A 22889-nucleotide genomic window follows, 5' to 3' on the forward strand; every position below is an offset into this window, starting at 1 on the left:
GTTATAATAAGGTAGCGAATAACTCCTAAAAGCAGGTACGGCTTGGGAGAACAACAGGCACAATAGGCCGGACCCGGTTTTATGCGGGCAGGAGGGTAAACTCGATGTCATTCCCCATCTTGGCCACGAAACGGTATATTCCAGCGCCTCGGCCGATGGCGGTTCTCCGTCCGCGTCTGACGGCAAGGCTCAACCAGGGCTTATACCGCAAGCTTACCCTGATCTCCGCCCCTGCGGGCTACGGCAAAACGGCTTTGGTCAGCGAATGGCTCGCCGACTGCGGAAGGCCGGCCGCGTGGCTGTCGCTTGAGGAAGGCGACAGCGAGCTTGCGCGCTTCTTGACGTGTATGATTGCCTCATTGCAGACCCTCGAGGAGAAGGTGGGAACGGGGGTGCTTGCCGTGCTTCAATCTCCTCAGCGGCCGCCGACCGAGTCGATTCTGGCCGCCCTTCTTAACGAGATCGAGGCTCTCCCGACTCCCTTCCTTCTCGTTCTCGACGACTATCACGCGGCTCGTTCGGAAGAGGTGGACGATGCTGTAGGCTTCCTGCTGGATCATCTGCCCGCTCGAATGCATCTGGTCATAACGACCCGCGAGGATCCGGGCGTCCCGTTGGCCCGTTTGCGAGCTAGGGACCAGCTGACCGAGCTCCGCGCAGCCGACATGAGGTTTACTCTCTCCGAATCCGAGGATTTCCTGAACCGGACGATGGGCCTTAACCTGTCTGCGGAGCAGGTCGCTTCGCTGGAAGCGCGCACCGAGGGCTGGGCTGCGGGTCTCCAACTGGCTGCGGTCTCCATTCAGGGAGACCGCGACGCGGAGCGGCTTATTCCGTCCTTCACCGGCAGTCATTATTTCGTGCTGGATTATCTGATAGAAGAGGTGCTGCAGCGGCAATCCGAAGCTTTACAGGCCTTCGTGCTGCGGACATCGATCCTCGACCGTCTGAGCGGCTCTCTCTGCGATGCCGTGACGCTCGATTCCGCGGGCTCCGCCCAACAGGCTTTAATGGATCTGGAGCGAAGAAATTTATTCGTTGTCCCCCTGGACAAGGAACGGCGGTGGTATCGCTACCATCATCTATTTGCCGATCTTCTCCGCAGAAGACTGCAGGAAAGTCTCGACAGAGACGCGATCGCGGAGCTGCATAGACGGGCGAGCGAATGGTACGAGAACGACGGCTTCGAGATCGAAGCGTTCCGCCATGCTGCGGAATCCCGGGACATCGGGCGTGCGGCGCGCCTGCTCGAAGGCGGGGGCATGCCTCTGCATCTTCGCGGAGCTGCGGGCCTGTCGCTGAGCTGGCTGCAGTCGCTGCCAGCCGCTGAGCTGGACGCTCGGCCTTCGCTGTGGGTCATGTATGGTTCGGCTCTGCTGTTTACGGGCAAGCCAACGGGCGTCGAGTCTAAGCTGCAGGCGGCGGAGGCGGCCCTGACGGATGCGGAACCGGACGTCGGAGCCAGAGATCTGATCGGATGGATTGCCGCGACCCGGGCCACACTGGCCTCCTTGGCGCTGACCGGCGAGCATTCGAATCGGAGCCTGCAGGCAGCCGAAGCCGCCATGGGAAATGCGGAACCGGACGACAGGACCGACGAGCTGGTCGGCCTGATTGCGCCTGCAAGCGACGCAGGGATCGGGGAGAACGAAGGAGTGGAGAGAGTGATCTGCCAATCGCGGCGAGCGTTGGCTTATTTGCGCCCGGACAATCTTCCCGTTCGGGCGGCAGCCGCTTGGATGCTGGGCGTAGCCTGTCAGCGACGGGGACTTCATGCCGACGCTCGCGAGGCCTATCGCGAGGTCGTCGCAAACTGCCAGGCGATGGGTCACCAGCTGATGGCGGTAATGGCCGTCATAGGGCTGGGCCAGCTCGAGGAAGCGGAGAACCGGCCCCGTTCGGCGGAAGAATACTACCAGGAAGCTCAGCGCCTGGGCGGCGATCTGCCGCTGCCGGCTCTCCGCGAAGCGCAGCGGGGTCTGGAGCGCGTACGCAGGAGCGGGATGGAGAAGAGCCGCCTGATCGAGCCGCTCAGCCAGCGAGAAACCGAAGTGCTCGAGCTCATCGCCAAGGGATTGTCGAACAAGGAAATCGGCGAGCGGCTCTTCCTCGCCCTGGACACGGTCAAAGGGCACAACCGCCGAATTTTCGAGAAGCTTCAGGTCCAGAGGCGTACGGAAGCGGTCGTCCGCGCCGCCGAATTGAACCTGCTCCCCCCCACCCGCAAATCACACTAAAGTGTCTACAGCCCCTCATTCTCCTCGAGCTATACTGCATACAAAAGAGTGAAGCGAAGAGGAGATAAAGGATGAAAAAAGCGGCAAGAACGGCAGGAGCATTGTTTCTGGTGGCGACGGGGGCCTACCTGATCGGAAGCGGTCTACTGGACGGGGTTCTGCATCGCCCGGATTTTCTCGCCAGTCTGTATCCGGATCGAGCGACCGCGGCTGCGGGCGTTTTCCTGGAGTTATTGAATGCCATGGCGGTGGTGGGGATCGCCGTTCTTCTGTACCCGGTCTTGCAGAAGCATAACGAAGCGTACGCCCTTGGATACTTCGGATCCCGGCTGCTGGAGTCCGCACTGCTTCTGGCAAGTGCCGTCTGTCCGCTGGCGCTGGTCGCGTTGAGCGAGATTTACCTCGCGGCAGACGCGGCCCAAGGCTCATACCTGGAGACGATCGGAAAGATAGGGCTGGAGGTCCGGTCCGCGCTTTTCCAGATGGCCATGATCGTGCTGAGTCTGGGCAGCTTGCTGCTGTGCCGTGTCCTCTACCGGGCGAGACTGATTCCGCGAATCTTGTCGGTCATCGGGTTCGTCGGGTATGCGGCTTTGTTGGCAAGCGGCTGTCTCGCGCTCTTGGGCTACGACGTCGGATCCGTCCTGTATATTCCGGGAGCCGTATTCGAGATCGCGTTTCCCGTCTGGATCATGGCGAAGGGGTTCGATCTCCGCGCGGAGCGCACCTGAAGTTTTCTGACCGTCCCGCTGCTTGTCGTGACGGGCGCGCTTTACAAGACGTCGGTTGTTCCATTACGCTTGTATCGGGGAATCTACTGGCGGCACGAAGCAGGACGACTTGCTCGTGCGAGGAGGAACAGGCGATGTTGAACAAAGATTTGCTGATCGGGGATGTCATGCACGAATGGTCGGGGACGCGCCGGCTGCTGGCCGGCTTGCCGGACGGGAATTTCGATTGGAGGCCGCATGAGAAGTCGTATACGCTCGGCGAACTGGCGACGCACGTCGTGAACCTGTTGAACTGGCAGTTGAGCATTCTTCGCGATCCGGAGATTGATCTGGCGGCCATTCCGGCCCGGCGGACGGCGTTAACGAGCCGTCAGGCGCTTCTAGACGAGTTCGATACGAACATCCGGGAGCTGGAGCGCGCGCTGGACGCCGTCGACGAAGCGGCGCTGGCTTCGGACTGGACGCTTCGCCGGGGCGATACGATCATGGCCGTTCAGCCGAAGGCGATGGCGTTCCGCACAGTGGGCATGAGCCACATGGTTCATCACCGGGCGCAGCTCGGCGTGTATTTGCGTCTGCTCGACCAGCCGGTGCCGGGCGTCTATGGCCCAAGCGCCGACGAGCTCGGCCTGTAAAACGATCCGAATTGCGTGAGGCCCGTCGGACTTGTCCGGCGGGCCTTATCCTGAGAAAATGTGCAAGGCCCGTGAAGCCGCATGTTCCGCTAGGGAACTGCGCGGCTCGCGGGCCGTTGTTTTTTTCGTGAAAGTAAAAAATTCGCTATCCTTTTCTGAGCCCCTTCCGACAAAAACGCGATTCGGCGTCCAGAGGACGCCGAAGCCGTTTTTGCTTGGCCGATCCTCTAGGACTTCGCAACTCGATTATGCTTGGCCGTCCTAACCGCTCTTTTTTAAAGCGATCTAACGTTTGTTGACTGCATTCTCATGTTTTTGGTCTGGAATCGCTCCGGGGATTTTCTATACAATGAACATCAATCGGATGAGACTTAAGGTTACGGCGAATGCGCTTATACGGGAATGAAAGCGTATGCAAGGCGGGGTTTAACCGGTGGAAGGAATGGCCAACAAGGGGGGGTTAAGATGGACAAGAAGAGCGGGCGAGTGCGTCAGCGAACGCGCTGGCGCACCCAGGATACCGAGCTGACGCTTCTGGCCCTGCCGACGACCATTTGGTATGTCTTGTTTTGTTTCTTGCCGATGTTCGGCCTGGTGATTGCCTTTAAGGACTTCAAGATCCATGGGGGATTTCTAAGCAATGTGATCCGCAGCGAGTGGACCGGCCTTAAGAACTTCGAATTTCTGTTCAAGTCCAACGACGCCTGGATCGTGATCCGCAACACGCTGGGCTACAATATGATCTTCATCGTACTGGGCATTGCGATCCCCGTCGTCCTCGCGCTGATGATCGGTCAACTTCACAGCAGCAAGGCCGGCAAGCTCTATCAAACGCTTATGTTTTTGCCGTATTTCCTGTCCTGGGTCGTCGTTTCCGCCATTGTCTGGTCCTTCCTGAGCTTCGACAAAGGGATCGCCAACCAGCTCCTGACCGGCCTGGGCGTGGATCCTGTGAACTGGTATATGGAGCCCAAGTATTGGCCGTACTTTCTTATTTTCATGAACGTATGGAAGGGGCTGGGGTACGGAATGGTGGTCTATCTGGCGACCATCACCGGCATCGACAGCACGTATTACGAGGCGGCCGTCATCGACGGCGCCTCCAAGTGGCAGCAGGCGCGATACGTTACGCTGCCCCTCATGAAGCTGGTCATCGTCATGATGTTCATTCTGGCCGTAGGCCGCATCTTCTACACGGATTTCGGCTTGTTCTTCCAAGTGCCGCGGGACTCCAACTCGTTGTTCGACGTCGTGACGACCATCGACGTTCTCGTCTACAAGCAGCTGAAGACCGCAACGGTAGGCATGGCTTCCGCCTCCGCCTTCGTGCAATCCGTCATGGGCTGCTTGACCATTCTGTTGGCCAACTGGATCGTTCGCCGCGTAGATCCGGACAGCGCCATGATGTAAAGGGGGATGCGAGGCATGAAATCGAGAGCGGCCTACGAGTCTGGTCTCGACAGATTCAACCGAATCGGGACCGTCACGAACTGGACCTTCCATCTGATCTTTATTCTACTGGCTTTGGCGTGTCTCGTGCCTGTCCTGGTCGTTCTGTCCATCTCGCTGACCAGCGAGGATTCGATCCGCCATGACGGCTATCGCCTCATTCCGGCGGTCTTCTCCGGAGAGGCTTATCAGTATATCGCCCGGCAAGGGCAGATGATTACCCGGGCGCTCGGCGTCTCCGTGCTTGTGACCGCCGTCGGCACCGTGCTCGGCGTCGTGCTTACGACTTCGATGGGGTATGTCCTCTCGAGGCCGAATTACAAGCTCAAGGGGCTGCTGACCTGGGTCGTATTCATCCCGATGGTGTTTAACGGAGGTCTGGTGTCCAGCTACTATATCAACTCGAATCTGCTGGGATTGAAGGACTCGGTTTGGGCGTTGATTCTGCCGCTGGCCGTCTCCTCCTTTAACGTCATTATTTGCAAAACCTTTTTCAGGAGCACGATACCGGACGCGCTGATCGAATCCGCCGAGATCGACGGCGCGGGCCAGCTGCGCATCTACTGCTCGCTCGTGCTGCCGATCTCCCTGCCGGTGCTGGCGACAATCGGCCTGTTCCTGTGCTTCGCTTATTGGAACGACTGGTTCCAATCCATGCTGTACATTGACAACCAGAATCTGTACTCGCTGCAGGCGCTGCTGAACAGCTTGATGAGCAACGTGGACGCCTTGGCCAAGAACGCCTCCAGCATGGGCATCAGCTATGCGGAGCTTGTCGCGACGATGCCCAAGGAATCGGCGCGCATGGCGGTGGCCATCGTCATCGTCGTCCCCGTCGCCATCGTCTATCCGTTCTTCCAACGATATTTTATTTCCGGATTGACGGTAGGCGCCGTGAAGGGATAACCCCGCAATAAACCGGCCATCTCCGGTTTATGATATCCGCCGCGCCCGGGTTGGCGCCGGCGGGAATAAGAAGAACGATACCAAAGGGAGGAAATGAAAATGAAAGAAACGAAGAGAAAGCTTCTTGCCATCGGCGCCGCGGCTCTTCTAACTACCGCTCTGGCGGGCTGCGGGTCCTCAAATTCCGGCTCCGAGCCAAGCGCGAGCGCGCCCTCGGGCTCCAGCGCGCCTACGGAGTCGAGCAAGCCGGCCGACTCCAGTCAGGCGCCTACGCTTGTCTGGTGGACGATCGGCGGCCAAGTGCCGGCCAACTTCGACAAAGCCGTCGCCGCAATGAACGAGTATACGGCCGAGAAGATCGGCGTGAAAATCGACATCAAGGTCGCCAGCTGGGGCGACTGGGATACGAAGATCAATACGATCGTGAACACCGGCGAGCCGTTCGACATCATGTTTACGAACAACAGCAAATACAGCCAGCAAGTGGCCATGGGCGCGTTCGCTGACCTGACCGACCTGGTGCAAAGCGAGACGCCCGAGCTCTATAACTTCATCCCTCAGAAAGTCTGGGACGGAACGAAGATCGGCGGGAAAATCTATTCCGTGCCGACGTACAAGGATTCGTCTCTGACCCAATACTGGGTGTTCGACCATAAGTACGTGGAGAAGTACGGCATCGATACGGCAAGCATCAAAACGCTGCAGGATCTCGACAAGCCTTTCCGCGATATGAAGGCCGGCGAAGGCCGAAGCTTCTATCCGCTGCCGCTCACCCAGGGCGACGGGTTTAACGGATTCTTTAACGGTTATGACGATATGACGCTCGGTCTGCCGCCGATCGGCGTCAAGGTCGACGACGCCTCCCGCCAAGCCGTCTCCGTGCTGGAGCAGCCGGACATCATGGATGGCCTGAAGCTGCTGCACCAGTGGTACAAGGACGGCATCATCAATCCGGACGCTCCGACCAAGACCGAGGCGGACAAGGGCCGGCCGTTCTTCGCGGCGCAGGCGTTCCCCGGCGCGGAGGCGAACTGGCAGATTACCGAGGGCGTCGAGAAGTACGACATGTTCCCGATCTTCGGTCCGATCTATACGACGAGCACGATTCAAGGCTCCCTGAACGCCATCTCGGCCAACTCGAAATACAAGAACGAAGCTTTGAAATATTTGCAATTGGTCAATACGGATTCCAAGCTGCGCAATATGCTGGCCTTCGGGGAACTGGGCGTCGACTATGACCCTGTGGACGGCGAGAAAGTCATCGAGCGCAAGACGGACACATGGCCGCTGGCCGCCTACACGCAAGGAACGTTCTTCAATATGGCGGTCACCAAGGGCGCTCCGGTCGATCAGTGGGAGCAGGTTCGCAAGCTGAACGATCAGGCGACCTCCTCCACGAACCTGGGCTTTGCCCTGGACATCAGCGAGCTGAGCACTGAAGTGGCCAACACGAAGGCGGTCTGGGACAAATACCGGTACGAGCTGCTTACAGGCGCTTCCGATCCGGAGCAGATGGTGCCGAAGATCGTGGCCGAGCTGAAGGCTGCCGGCATGGATACGATTATGAACGCCGCCCAAGAGCAGATCGATACGTATTTCCAATAAGCGCCGCTAGCCATCGATCGTTGAAGCCCCGAACGGGAAGGCCGTTCGGGGTTTCAAGCGCCTTGTTCGTCGACCGGTATGGATCCGCTTTCAACTTGGGGATTGCTTTCAGCGATAAAGACGTTATATGGTTGAAAGCGAGAGGCGACAAACCCCACGGCAAAGGAGACGCCGCATGCTCTCATTTATGCGAATCAGAATCTATCGCGGCAAGTTCGTTGCTTATGCGGTATTTGTGGTGTTCATCGGCCTCGCCTTGGGCGCGCTCACTTGCGCGGTGCTGCTGGATCAGTGGATAGGCAATTCCCGGAACGAAGCTGCCGGAGCGTTCTCCCGGGCGGAAAGCGCGCTTCAGTACGATGCCGACCGTATCGAAGCGTTCATGCAGCGGGTGTACTCCAACAGCGAGCTGGTGGCCGACATTCGCAGCTTCCTGGGCAACAACGCGGAAGGCTATTTGACGGCCAGGCTGCAGGACAGCGAATACCATCGTCCGCTCGTCTCCTTCCCCGACGACATGAAAGCCTTCCTGAGCAACGGCGGCAAGGGAGACATCACCCAGATCAGCCTGCATACCGGGCAAGAGGGCAACGTGATCCGTTTCGACAGCAGCGGCAATACGAGCTTCCTGTTTCGTCTGCCCAATACGGACGAGATGTTCCGCGATTCGATTCGCAAGGGCTTCGTCTACCACAAGAAGCTATCGGATCCGAACCAGATTTCTCGACAGCTGGGCGAATTTCGATTTCTGGCCAGCAGCGAGCGGATATTCGGCACGGTGAAAATGGACCAGTCGGACGAAGCGGCAGCCGTGAGCGCATCCGGAGACGTGTACCTGATCTCCGGCGGCGGACCCGACACGGAAGAGCTCGTTCGGCGGATCGCCGCGGATGGGCGCGCGCATGGCTTTCTCAAGACAGGCTGGGCGAATCGCGCCTACTTTGTGGCGTTTAACTCCAACGGGTTCGATTACCGGTTCGTCAGCGTTGTGGATCTGGCCTCCCTCATCCGTCGTAACGCGAGCGTGCTGATCGGCGTATTTCTGATCGTGTTGGCCGCGATGGTCTGCGTCCTGATGCTGATCGTCTACAACCTGCGCGAGGACGCGAACTTCCTGCGCCGGATTATCGCTTCCATCGGACGCGCCAAAACGGCGGATTTTACGCGGCTGAGCCCGGCCCGCTACCGGAGGAACGAGTACGGCATGATCGCCCGGGAGCTGGACGATATGATTCACCAGCTCGATCGGCATATCCGCACCAACTATCTCCTGAAGCTCAAGCAGCAGGAGACAGAAATGAAAGCGCTTCAGAATCAGATCAATCCTCATTTCCTATACAATACGCTGGAGGTGATTCGTTCCTCTGCCCTGGTGAACAGCGCAGACTATACCTCCGACGCGATCGCCACCTTGGGTGCGCTGTACCGCGACATCGTGAAGAACGACAATATCATCACGCTCGGCAACGAGCTGAGCCTGCTCCAAAAGTATTTGAAAATTATGGAGTTCAAATATCCGAATCGTTTTTTTTATCAGTTTAATGTGGAGACGGCGCTGCACGCTTTGCCCACCGTGAAATTTTGGCTGCAGCCGCTGGCGGAGAATTTTTTCGTGCACGGCTTTCGCCCGGAGAGCGAGTACAACCTGCTCGTCGTGAACGGTTGGGAGGAGGATTCGCACTTCGTGCTGGAGGTCGTGGACAACGGCCGCCGGATCTCCGAGGAGCGCCTGGCCGAAGTTAGGAGAAGGCTGGCCAGAGGGGACGACGCCCCGGTGGAGAACATTGGCTTGCGCAACGTGTACACCCGTCTGCACTTCTTTTACGGGTCAGGTTTCTCCATGAAGATCGACAACAACAAGGAAGCCGGCGTTCAGATATCCGTAATCCTATCCAAGGAGGCGATTAGGGATGTACAAGCTGCTGATCGTAGATGACGAACCGCAGATTCTGGAGGGCATGAAGCGTACGCTGGACTGGGAGAAATACGGCTTCGGCCGCATCGAGACGAGCGAAACGTATGAGGGCGCGATTTCCAAGGCGGTGGAGCTGTTGCCGGATTTGGCGATCTTCGACGTGTGCATCGGCAAGCAGCGCGGCTACGATGCCATCCACAGGCTTAACGAGCTGCACCTTCCCTCGAAATATATCATGATGAGCGGGTATGGCGAATTCCAGTATGCGCTGGAGGCGATCCGCTGCGGGGCCAAGGACTATCTGCTTAAGCCCGTCGATCGTCTGAAGCTGAAGCATCTGGTCGAGAGAATTATCGTAGAGGATTTGAACGGCACGGTGGAGGGCGCCGATCGCGACGACCTGGATATCGACCCGGTGCTTGGCGTGCGCTACGACAGCCTGTCCAGGCTGACCAATCGCATTCTGCTGATCGTCAAGGCGGAATACGCCCAGAACTTGAGCCTGAAATCGGTTGCGGAGCGCTTTCGCATGAACGGAACGTACCTGGGGCAGCTTTTCCTGAAGGAGACGCACAAGAAGTTCTCCGAATATCTCATGGCCTACCGAATGCTGCGCGCCCGGGAACGCATTCAGTCCACGGACGAGAAGATCAGATCCGTCGCGCTGTCTGTCGGATATCCGAACTTGAACTACTTCTATTCTCATTTCCATGCTTATTTCGGCAAATCGCCGTCGGATATGCGCAGAAAGGAATAACGCCGACATGCGACAAGAGCGAACCTTAAGCCGTCTTGCCGTGTTCTTCGCGCTGGCGCTGGCGCTGCCGATATCCGGATGCTTCTCGGCGTCCGGCGATGGCGGGCATGCCTCAATAAGCAGAGATACGGTGAACCTGATCTATTATACGATCGGAGATCCCGACAAGGACCTTCAGATGGTCAACGACAAGATTAACGAGGTGCTGGCGAGGAAGATCGGCGTTACGATCACTTATATAAAAGTGGGGTGGCAGGAATACGAGGACCGCCTGAACACGTTAGTGTCTGCAGGCACGCCTTTCGACATCGCTTTTGCTATGGAGTATGCGACTTACGCTCAGCGCGGCGCGTGGCTAAGGCTTAACGACCATCTGTCCACCGTAGGGAAGGAAATGTACGACGCGATCGACCCGGTTTTCTGGCAGGGCGTGCGGATGGACGACGGAGGCATCTACGGCGTGCCCACCAATAAGGAGCTGGCCGTGCGCGATCATTGGATGTACCCGGAGGCGCTGGTCAAGAAGCACGGCATCGACATCTCCAAGTATACGACGCTCGCTTCCCTCGAGCCGCTGCTGCGAATGATCAAGGAGAAGGAGCCCGATTATCTTCCGATGGAGCTCGACAAGGGCTCGCAAAATTTCTTCGCGCTGGACGGCTATCAATACGTGTCGGAGAAAACGCTTCCGCTTATGGTGCGAGATCAGGAACCCGATGCTCCGGTCGTGAATATCTTCGAAACCGAGGAAGCCCGCAACGTGCTGGATCTTCTGCGGCGCTACTATGCGGAGGGCTTTATTAACGAGGACGCGGCCTTGCGGGAAAACCCGGGACTGAAGCGGGGCGCGCTGGTATTCTGGAAAGCCGCGGGAGGCGGACCGCTGTCGGAGAACAGCTGGAGCAAGGATCGCGGCTACAAGCTGGTGGCGCACCCGGTAACCCCCGCGCTAATTACGACCGAATCGACTCGGGGAGGGGTTATGGCCGTAAGCGCGGATACGAAGCACCCCGTCGAAGCCGTCAAGTTCCTCAATCTGCTGAATACGGATCCGGAAGTGCGCAATCTGTTTAACTTCGGAATCGAAGGCGTGCACTATACGTTGGACGACAACGGCCAGGTGGTGCCCAGTCCGCTCAAGGATCATAACGGCCATCCGCTCCCGGACGCTCAGCCAAGCTATGTAGGGGTACAGTACACCCAAGGCAACTGGTTCATCTTGAAGACGATGGGCGGACAATTCCCGGATCCCTTGGACAAGTGGGACCAGTTTCTAGCCAGCAACCGCGAGGCGGTGAATTCGAGCACGCTGGGCTTCACCCCCGACTTGTCCCGGATGCCGATCCAGGTGCAGAACATTCAGATGGTTTGGGAGAAGTACTATCCCGGCCTGATGACGGGCAGCGTGAATGTGGACACCGTGCTGCCGAAATTTAACCAGGAGCTTCGGCAGGCGGGCATCGACGAGGTGCGGATCGAAGTGCAGAAGCAGCTGGACGCCTGGCGGGCCGCCCAGCGCGTCGACGTGCTGGAGATGGATAGAATGCGTTAGCCGAGCGATCCGTTCCTGCGCGATGCGGAACCGCTGCCGTCGAGACGAACCTTTAACGCCTTTTTGGGCGCGGCAGGCGTTCCCTCTTTTTTTCACCAGAGCGCAGCGGTTCCTTCAAGTCTCTCGGCGGTGCTTCTCCCGGTATTCGGACGCGCTGACGCCGAATCGGCGCTTGAACGCCCGGGCGAACGTGTTCGCCGAATTGTAGCCGACCTTCGCCCCGATCCGGTTCACCGGCAGCTCGGTTTCCTCCAACAGTGTCCTTGCCTTGCCCAGCCGCAGCTTCTCGACGAATTCGTTGAAGTTTTCCCCGGTCTGAAGCTTGAACGCCCGGGACATATAGGCCTCGGATACGCCGAAGTTCTCGGCCAGGCCGATCAGAGACAGCGAGCTGTCCTCGTACTGGCTCTCGATATAGCGCCGGACCTTCTGGATCAAGCCCGATTGCGGCTCGGCCTGCGCGCGGCGACAAGCTCCACCGCTTCGTCCAGCATTTCCCGGATGGCAGCGAGGCTGTATTCGTCTGGCGACCGGCGGGCGTCTGCTCTCTCGAGTCGCCAATGCGGCGCTGTTCTTGACTTCCAATGCACTCCCCCATGTTGTCAGGTTAAGCAAACGGTCAACAAGCGGCCTTGCAGGAATCGTCCCAGTTGTCGGCGGAGCCCCGACGGTCATCGCGAACAAGGCCAACTCGTGCCAATCCACGCCAACCCCCGCCAGTCCAGGCCAACACACACCAACCCCGCGAGCCCCCGCCAGTCCAGGCCAACACACGCCAACCCCGCGAGCCCCCGCCAGTCCAGGCCAACTTACGCACTCCGCTAACCCCGCCAGTCCAGACCAACCTACGCACTCCGCTAACCCCCGCTAGTCCAGACCAACCTACGCACTCCGCTAACCCCCGCCAGTCCAGGCCAACACACACCAACCCGGCGAGCCCCCGCCAGCCCACTAACGTAACGGTTGTCAGCGCCGCTAATTGTGCCATTTTCGCAGTACGGAGGTTGTAACGGTTGCGGCAGCGGCTATTTCAGCCGAAAATGCGCCGTTTCGCTCGATAACCCCAAAATAAGCGCGGTGGCAACCGTTAGCTTTTTCTTTTTCGGGAAAACGATCGATTAAGCGCCACTGCAACCGTTAGACGTTGCCGGCAGGTTGCGCGCCTTCGATCGCATACTATCGGTCGCATACTATCGGTCGCATACTATCGGTCGCATACCATCGACCGTATGCCGTCGATTGCATACGACAACGGCTTAACCTGACAACATTGATGCACTCCCCCCCTGGCATGACTGTCGTGTCGTCATGCCCCAATATACGGGGAGAACGCTTTCAATGTAAATATTCAATCCTTGATCGGCATGACGATAGTTGCCCTGAATTCGGGAGAGAGGGGAAGGGCGCGCGCGAGCAGGCTCGAGAAAACTTGAGAAAGCCCGCCCGGCCGGGGAAGAAGGAAGAGGGAGGAGCCGGCCTAAGCCGTGAAGATTAGTGCCGAATAGGCGGGGGGCTTCCGACTGCGGGATTGGAAAGATAGATCTTCCCGTCGTCGTCAACGGCGGCGTAGAAGATATCGTCGCTGCGAAGTCCTTGCGCCTGCAGCTGCGAGTCCAGCCATTTCGTATCCTTCCGGATGTAGGACAGCGTCTCGCCGTAGACGGTCCCTTCCACGATCAGAGGGTAGGACAGATCCTTCCGCCTCATGGCCAGCCCCAGGTCCTCTCGAGTCGGGGCCGCCTTCGGCTCCTTCTTATACGCGGTCAGCCGGCCGTTGGCCTCCAGCACGGCGAGTTCGACGTCATGGAGATGGAAAATATCCTTCTCGCGCAGCATCTGCGAGATGTTGTCGATCGAGTAGCGGGCCTTCTTGAGGTTGTTCGCCAGCAGACTGCCCTTATACACGACGACCGTCGGTTCAAACGTAATGAGCTTTCCGAATTTCCTGGATTTGATCGTCAGCGTGGAGACGCCGCGCTGCAGAAGGCCGATCAGCACGATGGCCGCAGCCGTATGGATATGCTCAATGTTCGGGTCGGCGATATCGGCGCCGACGACAGCGCCCAGAGCGATAATGACGAGAAAATCGAATATGGGCAGCTCTCCGACGGACCGCTTGCCCATGAACAATCCGATCAGCAGCATAAGGGGGAAGATCGTGACGATTCTCCCGGTTACAAGCAGCAAATCTTTTAACATATCCATCCCCATCTCCAGGTCACCGCTCCTTCTTTCGATTGAATAGCGTATGGACGAACGATCCCCCTCCCTCCGACATGACAAAGATGTCGCGATTATTATGTACGCCGATTCCTTTTTTATGAAGCAAACCGGAACAGCTCGCGATCTAACAACGCCAGGGCGACCAAGGTTCGGGACATTCCTAAACAATGGGGGATGGTAAAAAGTCCCGGCCAGTAGGTATACTATAGGTGTGTATGGAATACCCCTCTTGATTCCTCGCTTCGGCATAGCATAGTTGTTGCAGATTGGAGGCTGTTCAGGGTGCAGGAAAACGCCGCAGACAAAAAAAGGAACGATTCTCATCTGAGCCATCTGGCCTCCGTTGGACAGATCGCCGCAGGCATCGCCCACGAGGTCAAAAATCCGTTGACGGCCGTCAAAGGATTTCTTCAATTGCTGAAAGAACGCAACGACAGGAAATACATAGAGATCGCCGAATCGGAGCTGGAGAACGCGATTGATATTCTGCAAAACCTGCTCCAAGTGTCCAAGCCCGATTTGGAGGACGAGCCGTACGTGTCGGTGGATCTGAGAGTTGAGCTGGAGTCGCTGACGCAGCTGTTTCAGGATCAATTTTACCGGGTGTCGATTCACAAAAAATTGGAGGATACGGGCTCTTACATAACGGGCAAGAGGAATCAGCTGAAGAAGGTGTTTTTTAATCTGCTGAAGAACGCCTTCGAGGCCATCCCCGAGAAGGGCTCCATCCATATCGAATACATGTCGACCGAGGACGAAGTGATCGTTCGTATCCAGGACAGCGGCGTCGGCATTCCGAAGGAGAAGCTCGGCATGCTCGGCACGCCGTTCTTTACGACGAAGGCCAACGGCACCGGGATGGGGCTGACCCTGGTGTTCTCCGTCATCTACCAGCATAACGGAGCCATCGACGTACAGAGCGCGGAGAACGCCGGAACCCGGTTTACGATTACGTTCCCCAAGGAAAAGAAGAGCGCGCAATGGAAAGAGGTGGTTGATCTGGATCTGCAGGCGACGGCGAATTTAAGGGACTTCTTCATCGTAAACCGGGAGGAGTTCGAACAGCGGCTGTTGGCGGAAGCGGTTAACGTTCGGGATAAGATCAACGAGATTTTGGCGATCGGCAACATTAACTTGCTGGACAACGCGCACAAGCTGGTGCTTCTCGTCGTAGACCGCAAAGAGTACGAAGTCGTCGCCTTCGCCCGGCAGGAAGGGGTCACATGGGCGAAGCAATCCCTGACCCTCGCCTTTAAGCTGGAATGGATTCAGACCGTTCGGCGCGTCATGTGGGATTTCCTGTACAACTTCGACCGGTTGAACAACCAGAACGACGGCAAAGAGCATTATTACAATCTGGAGAAAAGCGTCAATCAACTGATGGACCAATTTCTGAATCAGCTCTTCATCAGCTACGCGCAGTTCAAGGACGATCTGATCCGGGCGCAGCGCGAGCTGGTGGAGGGACTGTCCGTTCCGATTATTCCGTTGACGCGGACGACGTCCATCCTGCCTCTGATCGGCACAATCGACGAGGTACGAGCCCATACGATCGAGGACAAGGTCATCTCGCAGATCGGCAACGAACGGATCGAGACGTTAATTATCGACCTGTCAGGCGTAATGGAGATGGATGCCTGCGTCGTGAAAAAGCTGATTAACGTCTTCGAAGGGATCCATATGATGGGCGGCCGCACGATCGTGACCGGTCTGAGGCCGGAGGTCGTGAAGATGATGATCCGGTCGGGCCTGTCCTTCGAGCGCAGAGCCGTGACGAAGGGGACGCTGCAGCAAGCGCTGGCGGATCACTTGGCGGAAGCGGTCAGGCCGGTCGCTCCGAATTCGGCCGCTCTGAACGACAGCGCCCTGCCCTAGACGGCCGTCAACCGGAGGTTGCGGGGCCGCGCAACTCATACGGTCTTTACTTTTGCATGCGGTTCAATCAGTATAGGCCTATCAACGATAGAGAGGCAGTTCATGCGATGATCTTTGCAGAGAAACTTAGAACGGAAAGAAGCAAGAAGGGCTGGTCGCAGGAAGAGCTGGCTGCGAAGCTGTTTGTAAGCCGTCAGTCGGTATCGAAGTGGGAGAATGGCCAAAATTACCCCAGTATCGAGATTCTGATCAAGCTGAGCGATCTGCTCGAAATCACGATCGACGAATTATTGAGGAGCGATGAGGCGTTGACGAACAAAGTGATCCAGGAAAGCAAGAGGCTGGCCTATCCGAGACTGAAGCAAACGTTTGACGTTCTGTTTTTGGCAGGCGCCGCCATGCTGGTGTTCAAGCTGGTCGTCCTTCTTCTGAACAAGCTCGCTTCGACGGATATCGAGCTTCCTGGCGGCTCGTTTCTGTGGAACTTCGGCCCTCTGATTCTGATGATCGGCGCAGGGATCGGCTCCGACACGCTTAAGAAAAAGTATAAACAAGATTAGTCGCGAATCGGAGGGAGGCGAACGGGCCGAACCCGCGAGTGCAGCTCGCCCGGGACGGCCCAGGTCTGAGAAGTTGTCGGCCTAACTTTTTGCAAGCGAGGATCAACGGCGGGGATGCGCGGCTGCGCAGAGCCCGCCTTTTGCGTTGCCGGCTTTGTCGCGCGAGCAGGACGCTCTGCGGCCTTTGGCGTATGCGCCTGACATTCGCGGGGACTTGACCGCAAGCGCAATCTGAAGGAAAATGAAAGCGCTTCTAATCGATAGGGAGGGCTGGGCGTGAATTGGCGCAAATGGCAGTCGATCAAGAGCAAAATTCTCGTGTCGTTCATTGTGCTGCTGATGATTCCGATGTCGCTCATCGCCGTGTTCAATTACTTGAAAAGCGCTTCGATACTGGAAGAAAAGGCGAGAGAACAGTTCCAATATTTATCCGAAGCGACGAACCAGCAGTTTACCCAATATGTGAAAAACCTCGACACGCTGTCGATGAATATCGTCGAAGCGCCGGTCATCCAGACGAGGCTGACGCAGGCTTTCGTCCCGCCTGTCGCCTGGACGACGAAGCAGATCGAGCAGGAATCCGAAGTGAAGAAGTTTCTGGCCGGCATTCACAAGCTGACTCCGGGCCTGTCCGGCATTGCCGTGTTCGGCTACAACGGCATCGTCGATTTTACCCATCCCGATCGCAATTTCGAATCCGGGTTCGACTATGCCCAGGAAGACTGGTACAAAAAGGCGGCGCTGCGCAACGGAAGCTGGGTGCTCAGCGGGCGGAGAGTCGAAAGCGAATTCGCCTCCTACCAGAGTCGCGGAGAGGTGGAGGTCGTTACGTTCGCGCGGCTGATCAAAAACTTGAATTCGCTGCAGCCGATGGGGGTGCTGGCGATCAATATGAGGATCAGCGAGTTCGAGGCGATACTGGGCATCGCCGACAAAGGCCGTCATGTCGTCATTCTGGACGAGGACGGCCGGACGATCCTGTCCACGAACGAGGCGGAGTCCAGGCTGCAGGACGAGGACTGGCTTCAGTCCAGCTCGTATTCCCCGGTGACCGGATGGACCAGCATTCACCTGACCTCGAAGGAGGAGCTGTTCAAGGAATCGAAGAACATCCGCAGCTTCATCATCATGCTGACGATTCTGCTGTCGGCCAGCGCGGTCGTGATGGCGCGGCTGCTGTCCGCCAGCATCGTGAAGCCGCTGCAGACGCTGAAGAACAAAATGCAGCAAATCGAGAAAGGCCAGTTCCAGGGAGAGATCACCCTCGTGCACCGGGACGAGGTCGGCGAGCTGACCCAGCGATTCAACCGGATGATGGGGCGGATGAAGGCTCTCCTGGAGGAGAACCGGATAAGGGAGCAGCAGAAGGCGCAGCTGGAGATGGATGCGCTGCAGGCGCGGATTAACCCGCATTTTCTGTACAATACATTGATGGCGCTTCGTATTCAGGCGGTCACGGACGGGAACCGCAAGCTGGGCGAGCTGATCGCGTCGCTCGTCCACCTGTTGAAGTTCAGCGCCAAAAACAAGAGGAAAATGATCAAGCTGAGGGACGAGCTGGAGCTGATCGGGCAGTACGTCAAGCTGATGCAGCTCCGCAACGAGAACTTCGATTTCCGGCTGGAGGCGGAGCCGGACTTGTCGGAGCACCTCGTATTCCCGTTTTTGCTGCAGCCGATCGTCGAGAACGCCGTGTTCCACGGCATCGGCCCTCTGCAGCGCCGGGGAAGCATCCGCGTGACGCTGCGCAAGAGCGCCGGACAGATCGTCGCGATCGTGGAGGACGACGGCGTCGGCATGGACCGGACGGCCAGCCGCAGGCTGCTGGACGCGGGAGGGGAAGCGGACGGCGAAGATCGGTATCATAAGATCGGCGTTCGCAACGTGTACGAAAGACTGAAGCGGCAATTCGGAGAGGCTGCGGATGTGGAAGTCGAGAGCGCGCCTCAGATCGGCACGAAGGTATCGGTCCGGTGGCCGATTCTGAAGGAAGGGGATGAATCGAATGAATGTGCTGCTGGTTGAAGACGAGACGATCGTCCGCAGATTCATCAAGTCGTTAATCGATTGGGAGGCGCACGGCTTTACGATAGCGGGGGAAGCCGCCAACGGCGAAGAGGCGTGGAAGCTCCTCTCGTCCGAGCCGATCGACATCGTGCTGACCGATATCCGCATGCCGGTGTTAAGCGGGTTCGAGCTGATCGAACGGATATCGGCCGGCGGGCTGGGCTGCGAGGTCGTTATCCTGAGCAGCTACGACGATTTCGAGTATGTCCGTACGGCGCTTAAGCTGAACGTCAGCGACTATGTGCATAAGGCCACGATCTCCGACGAGGAGTTGCTCGGCTGTCTGAACAAGGCGAAGTCCGACTGGCTGAAGCGGCAGGAGCAGGCGATCGCGATGTCCGGTCGTACTGCCGGAGGCCAATCGTTAAGCCGCCGAGCGGTCGTCGCCGCCAGCCTGCTGAAGATGGCGCTGGACGACGAAGCGGACGAGCGCTATCTGAAGCTGTTAAGCGAAGGGCTGTCGCACTGGAACGAGCCGTTCCGGGCGGCACTGGCTTACGTGCCGGCCGACACGATCGCCGAGGCGTTCGAGGAAGAGGGCGTGCTGTCGTTCGGCTACGAGGACTGCCGTATTGTGGCGGGCTTCGAGGACGGGAAGGCGGCGGCCGCAAGCCGCCCGTCGGAGGCCTTCGTCTGCTGCGAGCATCCGGTCGCCTTCTCGGAGTGGCCCGCCGCCTATGCGTCGCTGAGGCGGCAATTGGAGGAACGGATGGAGGAGGTGCGGCATTCCCGATCTCTCCACGGGTCGATCCGTCAAGCCGTCGATTACTTGCAGGCCCACTATATGGACGAGCTGACGCTGGAGACGGTATGCGAGAGAGTGCACATGAGCGGGGCTTACTTCAGCCGGCTTTTCCAGAGGGAGACGGGCGTGACGTTCACGGCGTATTTGACGAGGCTTCGTCTGCAGGAAGCGAAGCGGCTGCTGCAGCATACGGAGCTTCCGGTCTATGAGATCGCCGAGCGGTCGGGCTACCGCAACACCCGTTACTTCATGAAGCTATTTAAGGAGACGGTCGGGCACACGCCCACCGAGTATCGGGAACGGCCGGGTCAAGAAAGATGACCTAAACGACAAAAATATGGACTTGATTCGCGAACGGAGAGCGAATGACGCTCTTCCCGGGACAAATCGGGTCAAGAGAGGAGACTTGTTGGTCATGACGGTCTCCTTTTGTCTTTGAAGCGCTTACCCTACAATTTGAGATGTAGTTGCAAGCGTTTACAACACTTCGGAAGGGATATGGTCAAGATGAGCAAAAAGTTCCTGTCGATCGTCCTGGGAGCAGCAGTTCTGCTATTGTCGGCATGCGGCGGCAACGGAGGGAACTCGGAGGGGCAGACTCCCGCGCCGTCCGCCGCAAGCCCGTCGCAGCAGGCGGCTGCGGGCGGAGAGGGCGGAGACGTGTCCGGCACGGTCAACGTGCTGACGCAAGCGCTGGAGCCGACGAAGATGCTGGAGAAGTTCGCCGCCGAGCATCCGAATATCAAGGTCAACTGGGAGACGATCGGAGGCGGCAAAATATCCGAAGTCATTAAAACCCGGCTGGCCGCCGGAGGCGAGAATGTCGACCTGATCACGCCGCTGCGGCCGGACTATCTGCAGCTGGCCAAGACCGGCCAATTGGTCGATCTGAGCGACTTGCCTTATCTGGACAACTACAACCCCGCGGTGATCGAAGGAGGCATGGTGGACGGCAAGCTGTACGCGCTGTCCTTGTCGATGAACTTCTACGTCACCTGGTACAACAAGACGATGTTCGATAAGTACAACCTGAAGGAGCCGACGAACTGGGAAGAGTTTCTGGCGGTCTGCGAAGCGCTGAAGCAAGCGGGCGAAGTGCCGATCGTGATCGGGTCCAAGGACTACGGCGAGAACAACCACTTCAGCACGATTCCTTACGGCTCGCTGCTGAGCGACGATCCGACGTGGGTGCAGAAGGTCGGCAGAGGCGAAGCCAAGTGGACGGATCCGGAGTCGCTTGCGGCGATGGAAAAGTACAAGCAGCTGGCGGACAACGGGTACTTCATCGAAGGAGCGCTCGGCATCGGGAGGGATCAGGCTTACCAGATCTTCTATCAGGGCAAGGCGGGGATGATCTCCCAGCAGGTCGGCGTCATCGAGTTCCTCGCGGCGAATACGCCGGACTTCGAGGTCGGCGCCTTCGCGCCCCCGGGGAACGCTCCGGGTCAGACGCTCCGCCTGCCGTTCTCCGGCGGACATACGATGGCTTTGTACAACGGCAGCAAGAACAAGGAAGCTTCCCAGGTGTTCCTGGAATTCATCTCGCAAACCGAGAACGCTCAGCTGATGTCGACGGAGATCAACCTGCCGAGCTCCGTGAAGGGCGTCCAGTATGATTTCCATCCGATTGCTCAAGTGCTCATGCCGCTCCTGTCGATGCCGACGGCGGACCTGATGCATGCGGTCGTGCTTCCGCAGACGAAGAACGTGCTGGCGACCGCCTTCCAACGCATCATCTCCAAGGATACGGCGGCGCTCGAAGAGCTGGCCAAGGAAGTGCAGGCCATGACGGACAAGGAGCTTGCAAGCCAGTAAGGAATGACGAGCCGCGGCTCGCGATTAGGGGGAGGCTTCGAGCCGCGCGACGCGGGCCGAAGCTTCCCGTCAGAACGAAGGTGAGCAGCAGTTATGAAACGAAGAAGGGCGCTAAGCCTGCTCCTATTTATTTTACCTTCCACGATTATCTATACGTTGTTCGCGATGTACCCGAGCCTCAGCGGCTTATATTACTCCCTGACGAACTGGGACGGCATTTCTCCCACCTATAAGCTGATCGGGCTGAGCAACTTTCGGGAGATCTTCCAGGACCCGCTGTTCTATCAGTCGGTGAAGAACTCCTTCACCTTCGCGATTCTGGTCGTCGTCATCAAGAACGCGATTGCGCTGGGGTTCGCGATTCTGCTGGACAAGAAGCTGAGAATGACGGGATTTTTTCGCAGCGTGTTTTTTATGCCGGCCATACTGAGCTCGATCATCGTCGCGTACACGTGGGTGACGATCTTCAATCCGGTGTTCGGCTCGTGGCAGACGCTGTTCCAGGCGCTGGGGCTGGACGGCATCGCGAAGCTCGATCTGCTGGGAAGCCGCTCGACCGCGCTGTATACGGTCGTGTTCGTCTCCATCTGGCAGAACATGGGCTATGCGATGGTCATCTACCTGGCCGGACTGCAGACGATTCCCGCCGATCTGTACGAATCCGCCGGGATGGACGGAGCCGGACGCTGGAAGCAGTTCCTGCACGTGACGTTCCCGCTGATCGCCCCGGCGCTGACGATCAATCTGATCCTGTCGACGGTGAACGCGCTGAAGGAATTCGACCTCGTCTATATTCTGACCGGCGGCGGACCGTTCGACTCTTCGCAGGTGATCGGCACAGCGATCTACAAGATCGCGTTCGAGATGAACCGATTCGGATACGGCATCGCCATGTCCCTGATTCTGTTCTTCATCATCGCCGTCATCTCGCTCGGGCAGCTGAGGTACTTGAAGAAGCGGGAGGTGGAGTATTGAGATGAGAATCGTTCAGACACTCGAGCGGACATCCGTCTATCTCCTCCTGTCGGCGACCAGCCTGCTTATTCTGTACCCGATCGCTCTGATCTTCATCTCCTCGATGAAGACGAGTCCGGAATTCATGTCCGACCCGTTCGGCTGGCCGAAGAACTGGACGTTCGCCAGCTATGAAGCCGCGTGGCACAGCGCGAATTTCTCCACGTACTTCGGCAACAGCGCGATCATTACCGTGCTCAGCATCGCGTTCATCGTCCTGTTCGGATCGATGACCGCCTACGGGCTGAGCTGGAATTTCAAAGGCAGCAAGCCGCTGTTCAGCTATTTCCTGCTGGGAATCATGATTCCGATCCAGGCGAAGATCATTACGCTGTTCATTTTGCTGAAGCAGCTCGGGATCATCAATACGCATTTTGGACTGATCCTCGTCTTTATCGCATTTAATCTGCCGATGGCCGTCTTTATTTTTCTCGGATTTTTCAAGACGATTCCGGTGGAGCTGAAGGACGCGGCGCAGCTGGACGGCTGCTCGGACGTCGGGACGTTCTGGCGCATCATTCTGCCGATCTCCCGTCCGATTATCGCCACGGTGGTCATCTTGACCGGCTTGTACGTATGGAACAGCTTCTTCCTGCCGCTGATTCTGCTGCAAGACAAGAAGCTGTTCCCGATCACGCTCGGGCTGCAGCGGTTGAAGGGCGAGTTTTCCGTGGATTGGCCGATGTTCTTCGCCGCGATGGTCATGCTGATGATTCCGATGATCATTCTGTTCGTCCTGATGCAGAAGCAGTTCATCAAAGGCCTGACCAGCGGCGCCGTCAAGGGATAAGCAACAAGGGAGA

General features: G+C 57.9%; 18 protein-coding genes. 16 read left to right on the plus strand and 2 right to left on the minus strand.

Annotation, left to right across the window (positions count from 1 at the left end; genetic code table 11):
* The first annotated feature begins 104 nt into the window (after positions 1-104).
* The 9 genes from ACFO3S_RS07705 to ACFO3S_RS07745 all read left to right on the plus strand — a co-directional run bounded on the left by ACFO3S_RS07705 (position 105) and on the right by ACFO3S_RS07745 (position 11787).
* The gene (locus ACFO3S_RS07705) at positions 105-2237 is read left to right on the plus strand and encodes a winged helix-turn-helix domain-containing protein (RefSeq protein ID WP_378094054.1); all 2133 of its coding nucleotides are present in this window, start codon (positions 105-107) and stop codon (positions 2235-2237) included.
* A gap of 71 nt (positions 2238-2308) precedes the next feature.
* Positions 2309-2968, plus strand: a complete 660-nt coding sequence (locus ACFO3S_RS07710) for a DUF4386 domain-containing protein (protein WP_378094056.1) — start codon at positions 2309-2311, stop codon at positions 2966-2968.
* A gap of 134 nt (positions 2969-3102) precedes the next feature.
* Entirely contained in the window at positions 3103-3603 is a 501-nt protein-coding gene (locus tag ACFO3S_RS07715) for a DinB family protein (protein ID WP_378094058.1), read from the plus strand.
* 465 nt (positions 3604-4068) lie between these two features.
* Complete coding sequence (locus ACFO3S_RS07720) at positions 4069-5013, plus strand: ABC transporter permease (protein ID WP_378094060.1); 945 nt, start codon at positions 4069-4071, stop codon at positions 5011-5013.
* A gap of 15 nt (positions 5014-5028) precedes the next feature.
* The gene (locus ACFO3S_RS07725) at positions 5029-5958 is read left to right on the plus strand and encodes a carbohydrate ABC transporter permease (protein ID WP_378094063.1); all 930 of its coding nucleotides are present in this window, start codon (positions 5029-5031) and stop codon (positions 5956-5958) included.
* Positions 5959-6057: 99 nt separating this feature from the next.
* The gene (locus tag ACFO3S_RS07730) at positions 6058-7563 is read left to right on the plus strand and encodes an ABC transporter substrate-binding protein (RefSeq protein WP_378094065.1); all 1506 of its coding nucleotides are present in this window, start codon (positions 6058-6060) and stop codon (positions 7561-7563) included.
* 175 nt (positions 7564-7738) lie between these two features.
* Positions 7739-9499 (plus strand): sensor histidine kinase, encoded by a 1761-nt coding sequence (locus ACFO3S_RS07735; RefSeq protein ID WP_378094067.1) that lies wholly within the window; start codon positions 7739-7741, stop codon positions 9497-9499.
* A complete protein-coding gene (locus ACFO3S_RS07740; RefSeq protein WP_378094070.1) occupies positions 9474-10235 on the plus strand; it encodes a response regulator transcription factor in 762 nt (253 codons plus the stop codon). The genes ACFO3S_RS07735 and ACFO3S_RS07740 overlap by 26 nt, the downstream gene beginning before the upstream one ends.
* 7 nt (positions 10236-10242) lie before the next feature.
* On the plus strand, positions 10243-11787 hold the full coding sequence (locus ACFO3S_RS07745; protein ID WP_378094072.1) for an ABC transporter substrate-binding protein: 1545 nt from the start codon (positions 10243-10245) through the stop codon (positions 11785-11787).
* A gap of 114 nt (positions 11788-11901) precedes the next feature.
* On the opposite strand, the gene ACFO3S_RS07750 is transcribed toward ACFO3S_RS07745, so the two are convergent.
* Positions 11902-12372: a helix-turn-helix domain-containing protein gene (locus ACFO3S_RS07750; protein ID WP_378094075.1), complete on the minus strand. Its 471-nt coding sequence runs from the start codon at positions 12370-12372 to the stop codon at positions 11902-11904.
* Between the two features lie 906 nt (positions 12373-13278).
* Positions 13279-13992, minus strand: coding sequence for a DUF421 domain-containing protein (locus ACFO3S_RS07755; RefSeq protein WP_378094077.1), 714 nt, complete (start codon positions 13990-13992; stop codon positions 13279-13281).
* A gap of 300 nt (positions 13993-14292) precedes the next feature.
* On the opposite strand from ACFO3S_RS07755, the gene ACFO3S_RS07760 reads away from it, so the two are divergent.
* From ACFO3S_RS07760 to ACFO3S_RS07790, 7 genes are all read left to right on the plus strand, one after another.
* Entirely contained in the window at positions 14293-15885 is a 1593-nt protein-coding gene (locus ACFO3S_RS07760) for an ATP-binding protein (RefSeq protein WP_378094079.1), read from the plus strand.
* 107 nt (positions 15886-15992) lie between these two features.
* Positions 15993-16445 (plus strand): helix-turn-helix domain-containing protein, encoded by a 453-nt coding sequence (locus ACFO3S_RS07765; RefSeq protein WP_378094081.1) that lies wholly within the window; start codon positions 15993-15995, stop codon positions 16443-16445.
* 276 nt (positions 16446-16721) lie between these two features.
* The gene (locus ACFO3S_RS07770) at positions 16722-18470 is read left to right on the plus strand and encodes a sensor histidine kinase (protein WP_378094083.1); all 1749 of its coding nucleotides are present in this window, start codon (positions 16722-16724) and stop codon (positions 18468-18470) included.
* On the plus strand, positions 18451-19578 hold the full coding sequence (locus ACFO3S_RS07775) for a helix-turn-helix domain-containing protein (protein WP_378094085.1): 1128 nt from the start codon (positions 18451-18453) through the stop codon (positions 19576-19578). Before ACFO3S_RS07770 ends, ACFO3S_RS07775 begins: the two co-directional genes overlap by 20 nt.
* Before the next feature lie 186 nt (positions 19579-19764).
* Positions 19765-21072 carry an ABC transporter substrate-binding protein gene (locus ACFO3S_RS07780; RefSeq protein WP_378094087.1) on the plus strand — a complete coding sequence of 436 codons (1308 nt, stop codon included), beginning with the start codon at positions 19765-19767 and terminating at the stop codon, positions 21070-21072.
* Between the two features lie 93 nt (positions 21073-21165).
* A complete protein-coding gene (locus ACFO3S_RS07785) occupies positions 21166-22047 on the plus strand; it encodes a carbohydrate ABC transporter permease (RefSeq protein ID WP_378094089.1) in 882 nt (293 codons plus the stop codon).
* A 1-nt stretch (position 22048) separates the two neighbouring features.
* Positions 22049-22876 carry a carbohydrate ABC transporter permease gene (locus ACFO3S_RS07790; RefSeq protein WP_378094091.1) on the plus strand — a complete coding sequence of 276 codons (828 nt, stop codon included), beginning with the start codon at positions 22049-22051 and terminating at the stop codon, positions 22874-22876.
* Positions 22877-22889 lie beyond the last annotated feature (13 nt).

Origin of the sequence: Cohnella hongkongensis (assembly GCF_042654645.1) — a bacterium.
GTDB classification, from domain to species: domain Bacteria; phylum Bacillota; class Bacilli; order Paenibacillales; family Paenibacillaceae; genus Cohnella; species Cohnella hongkongensis.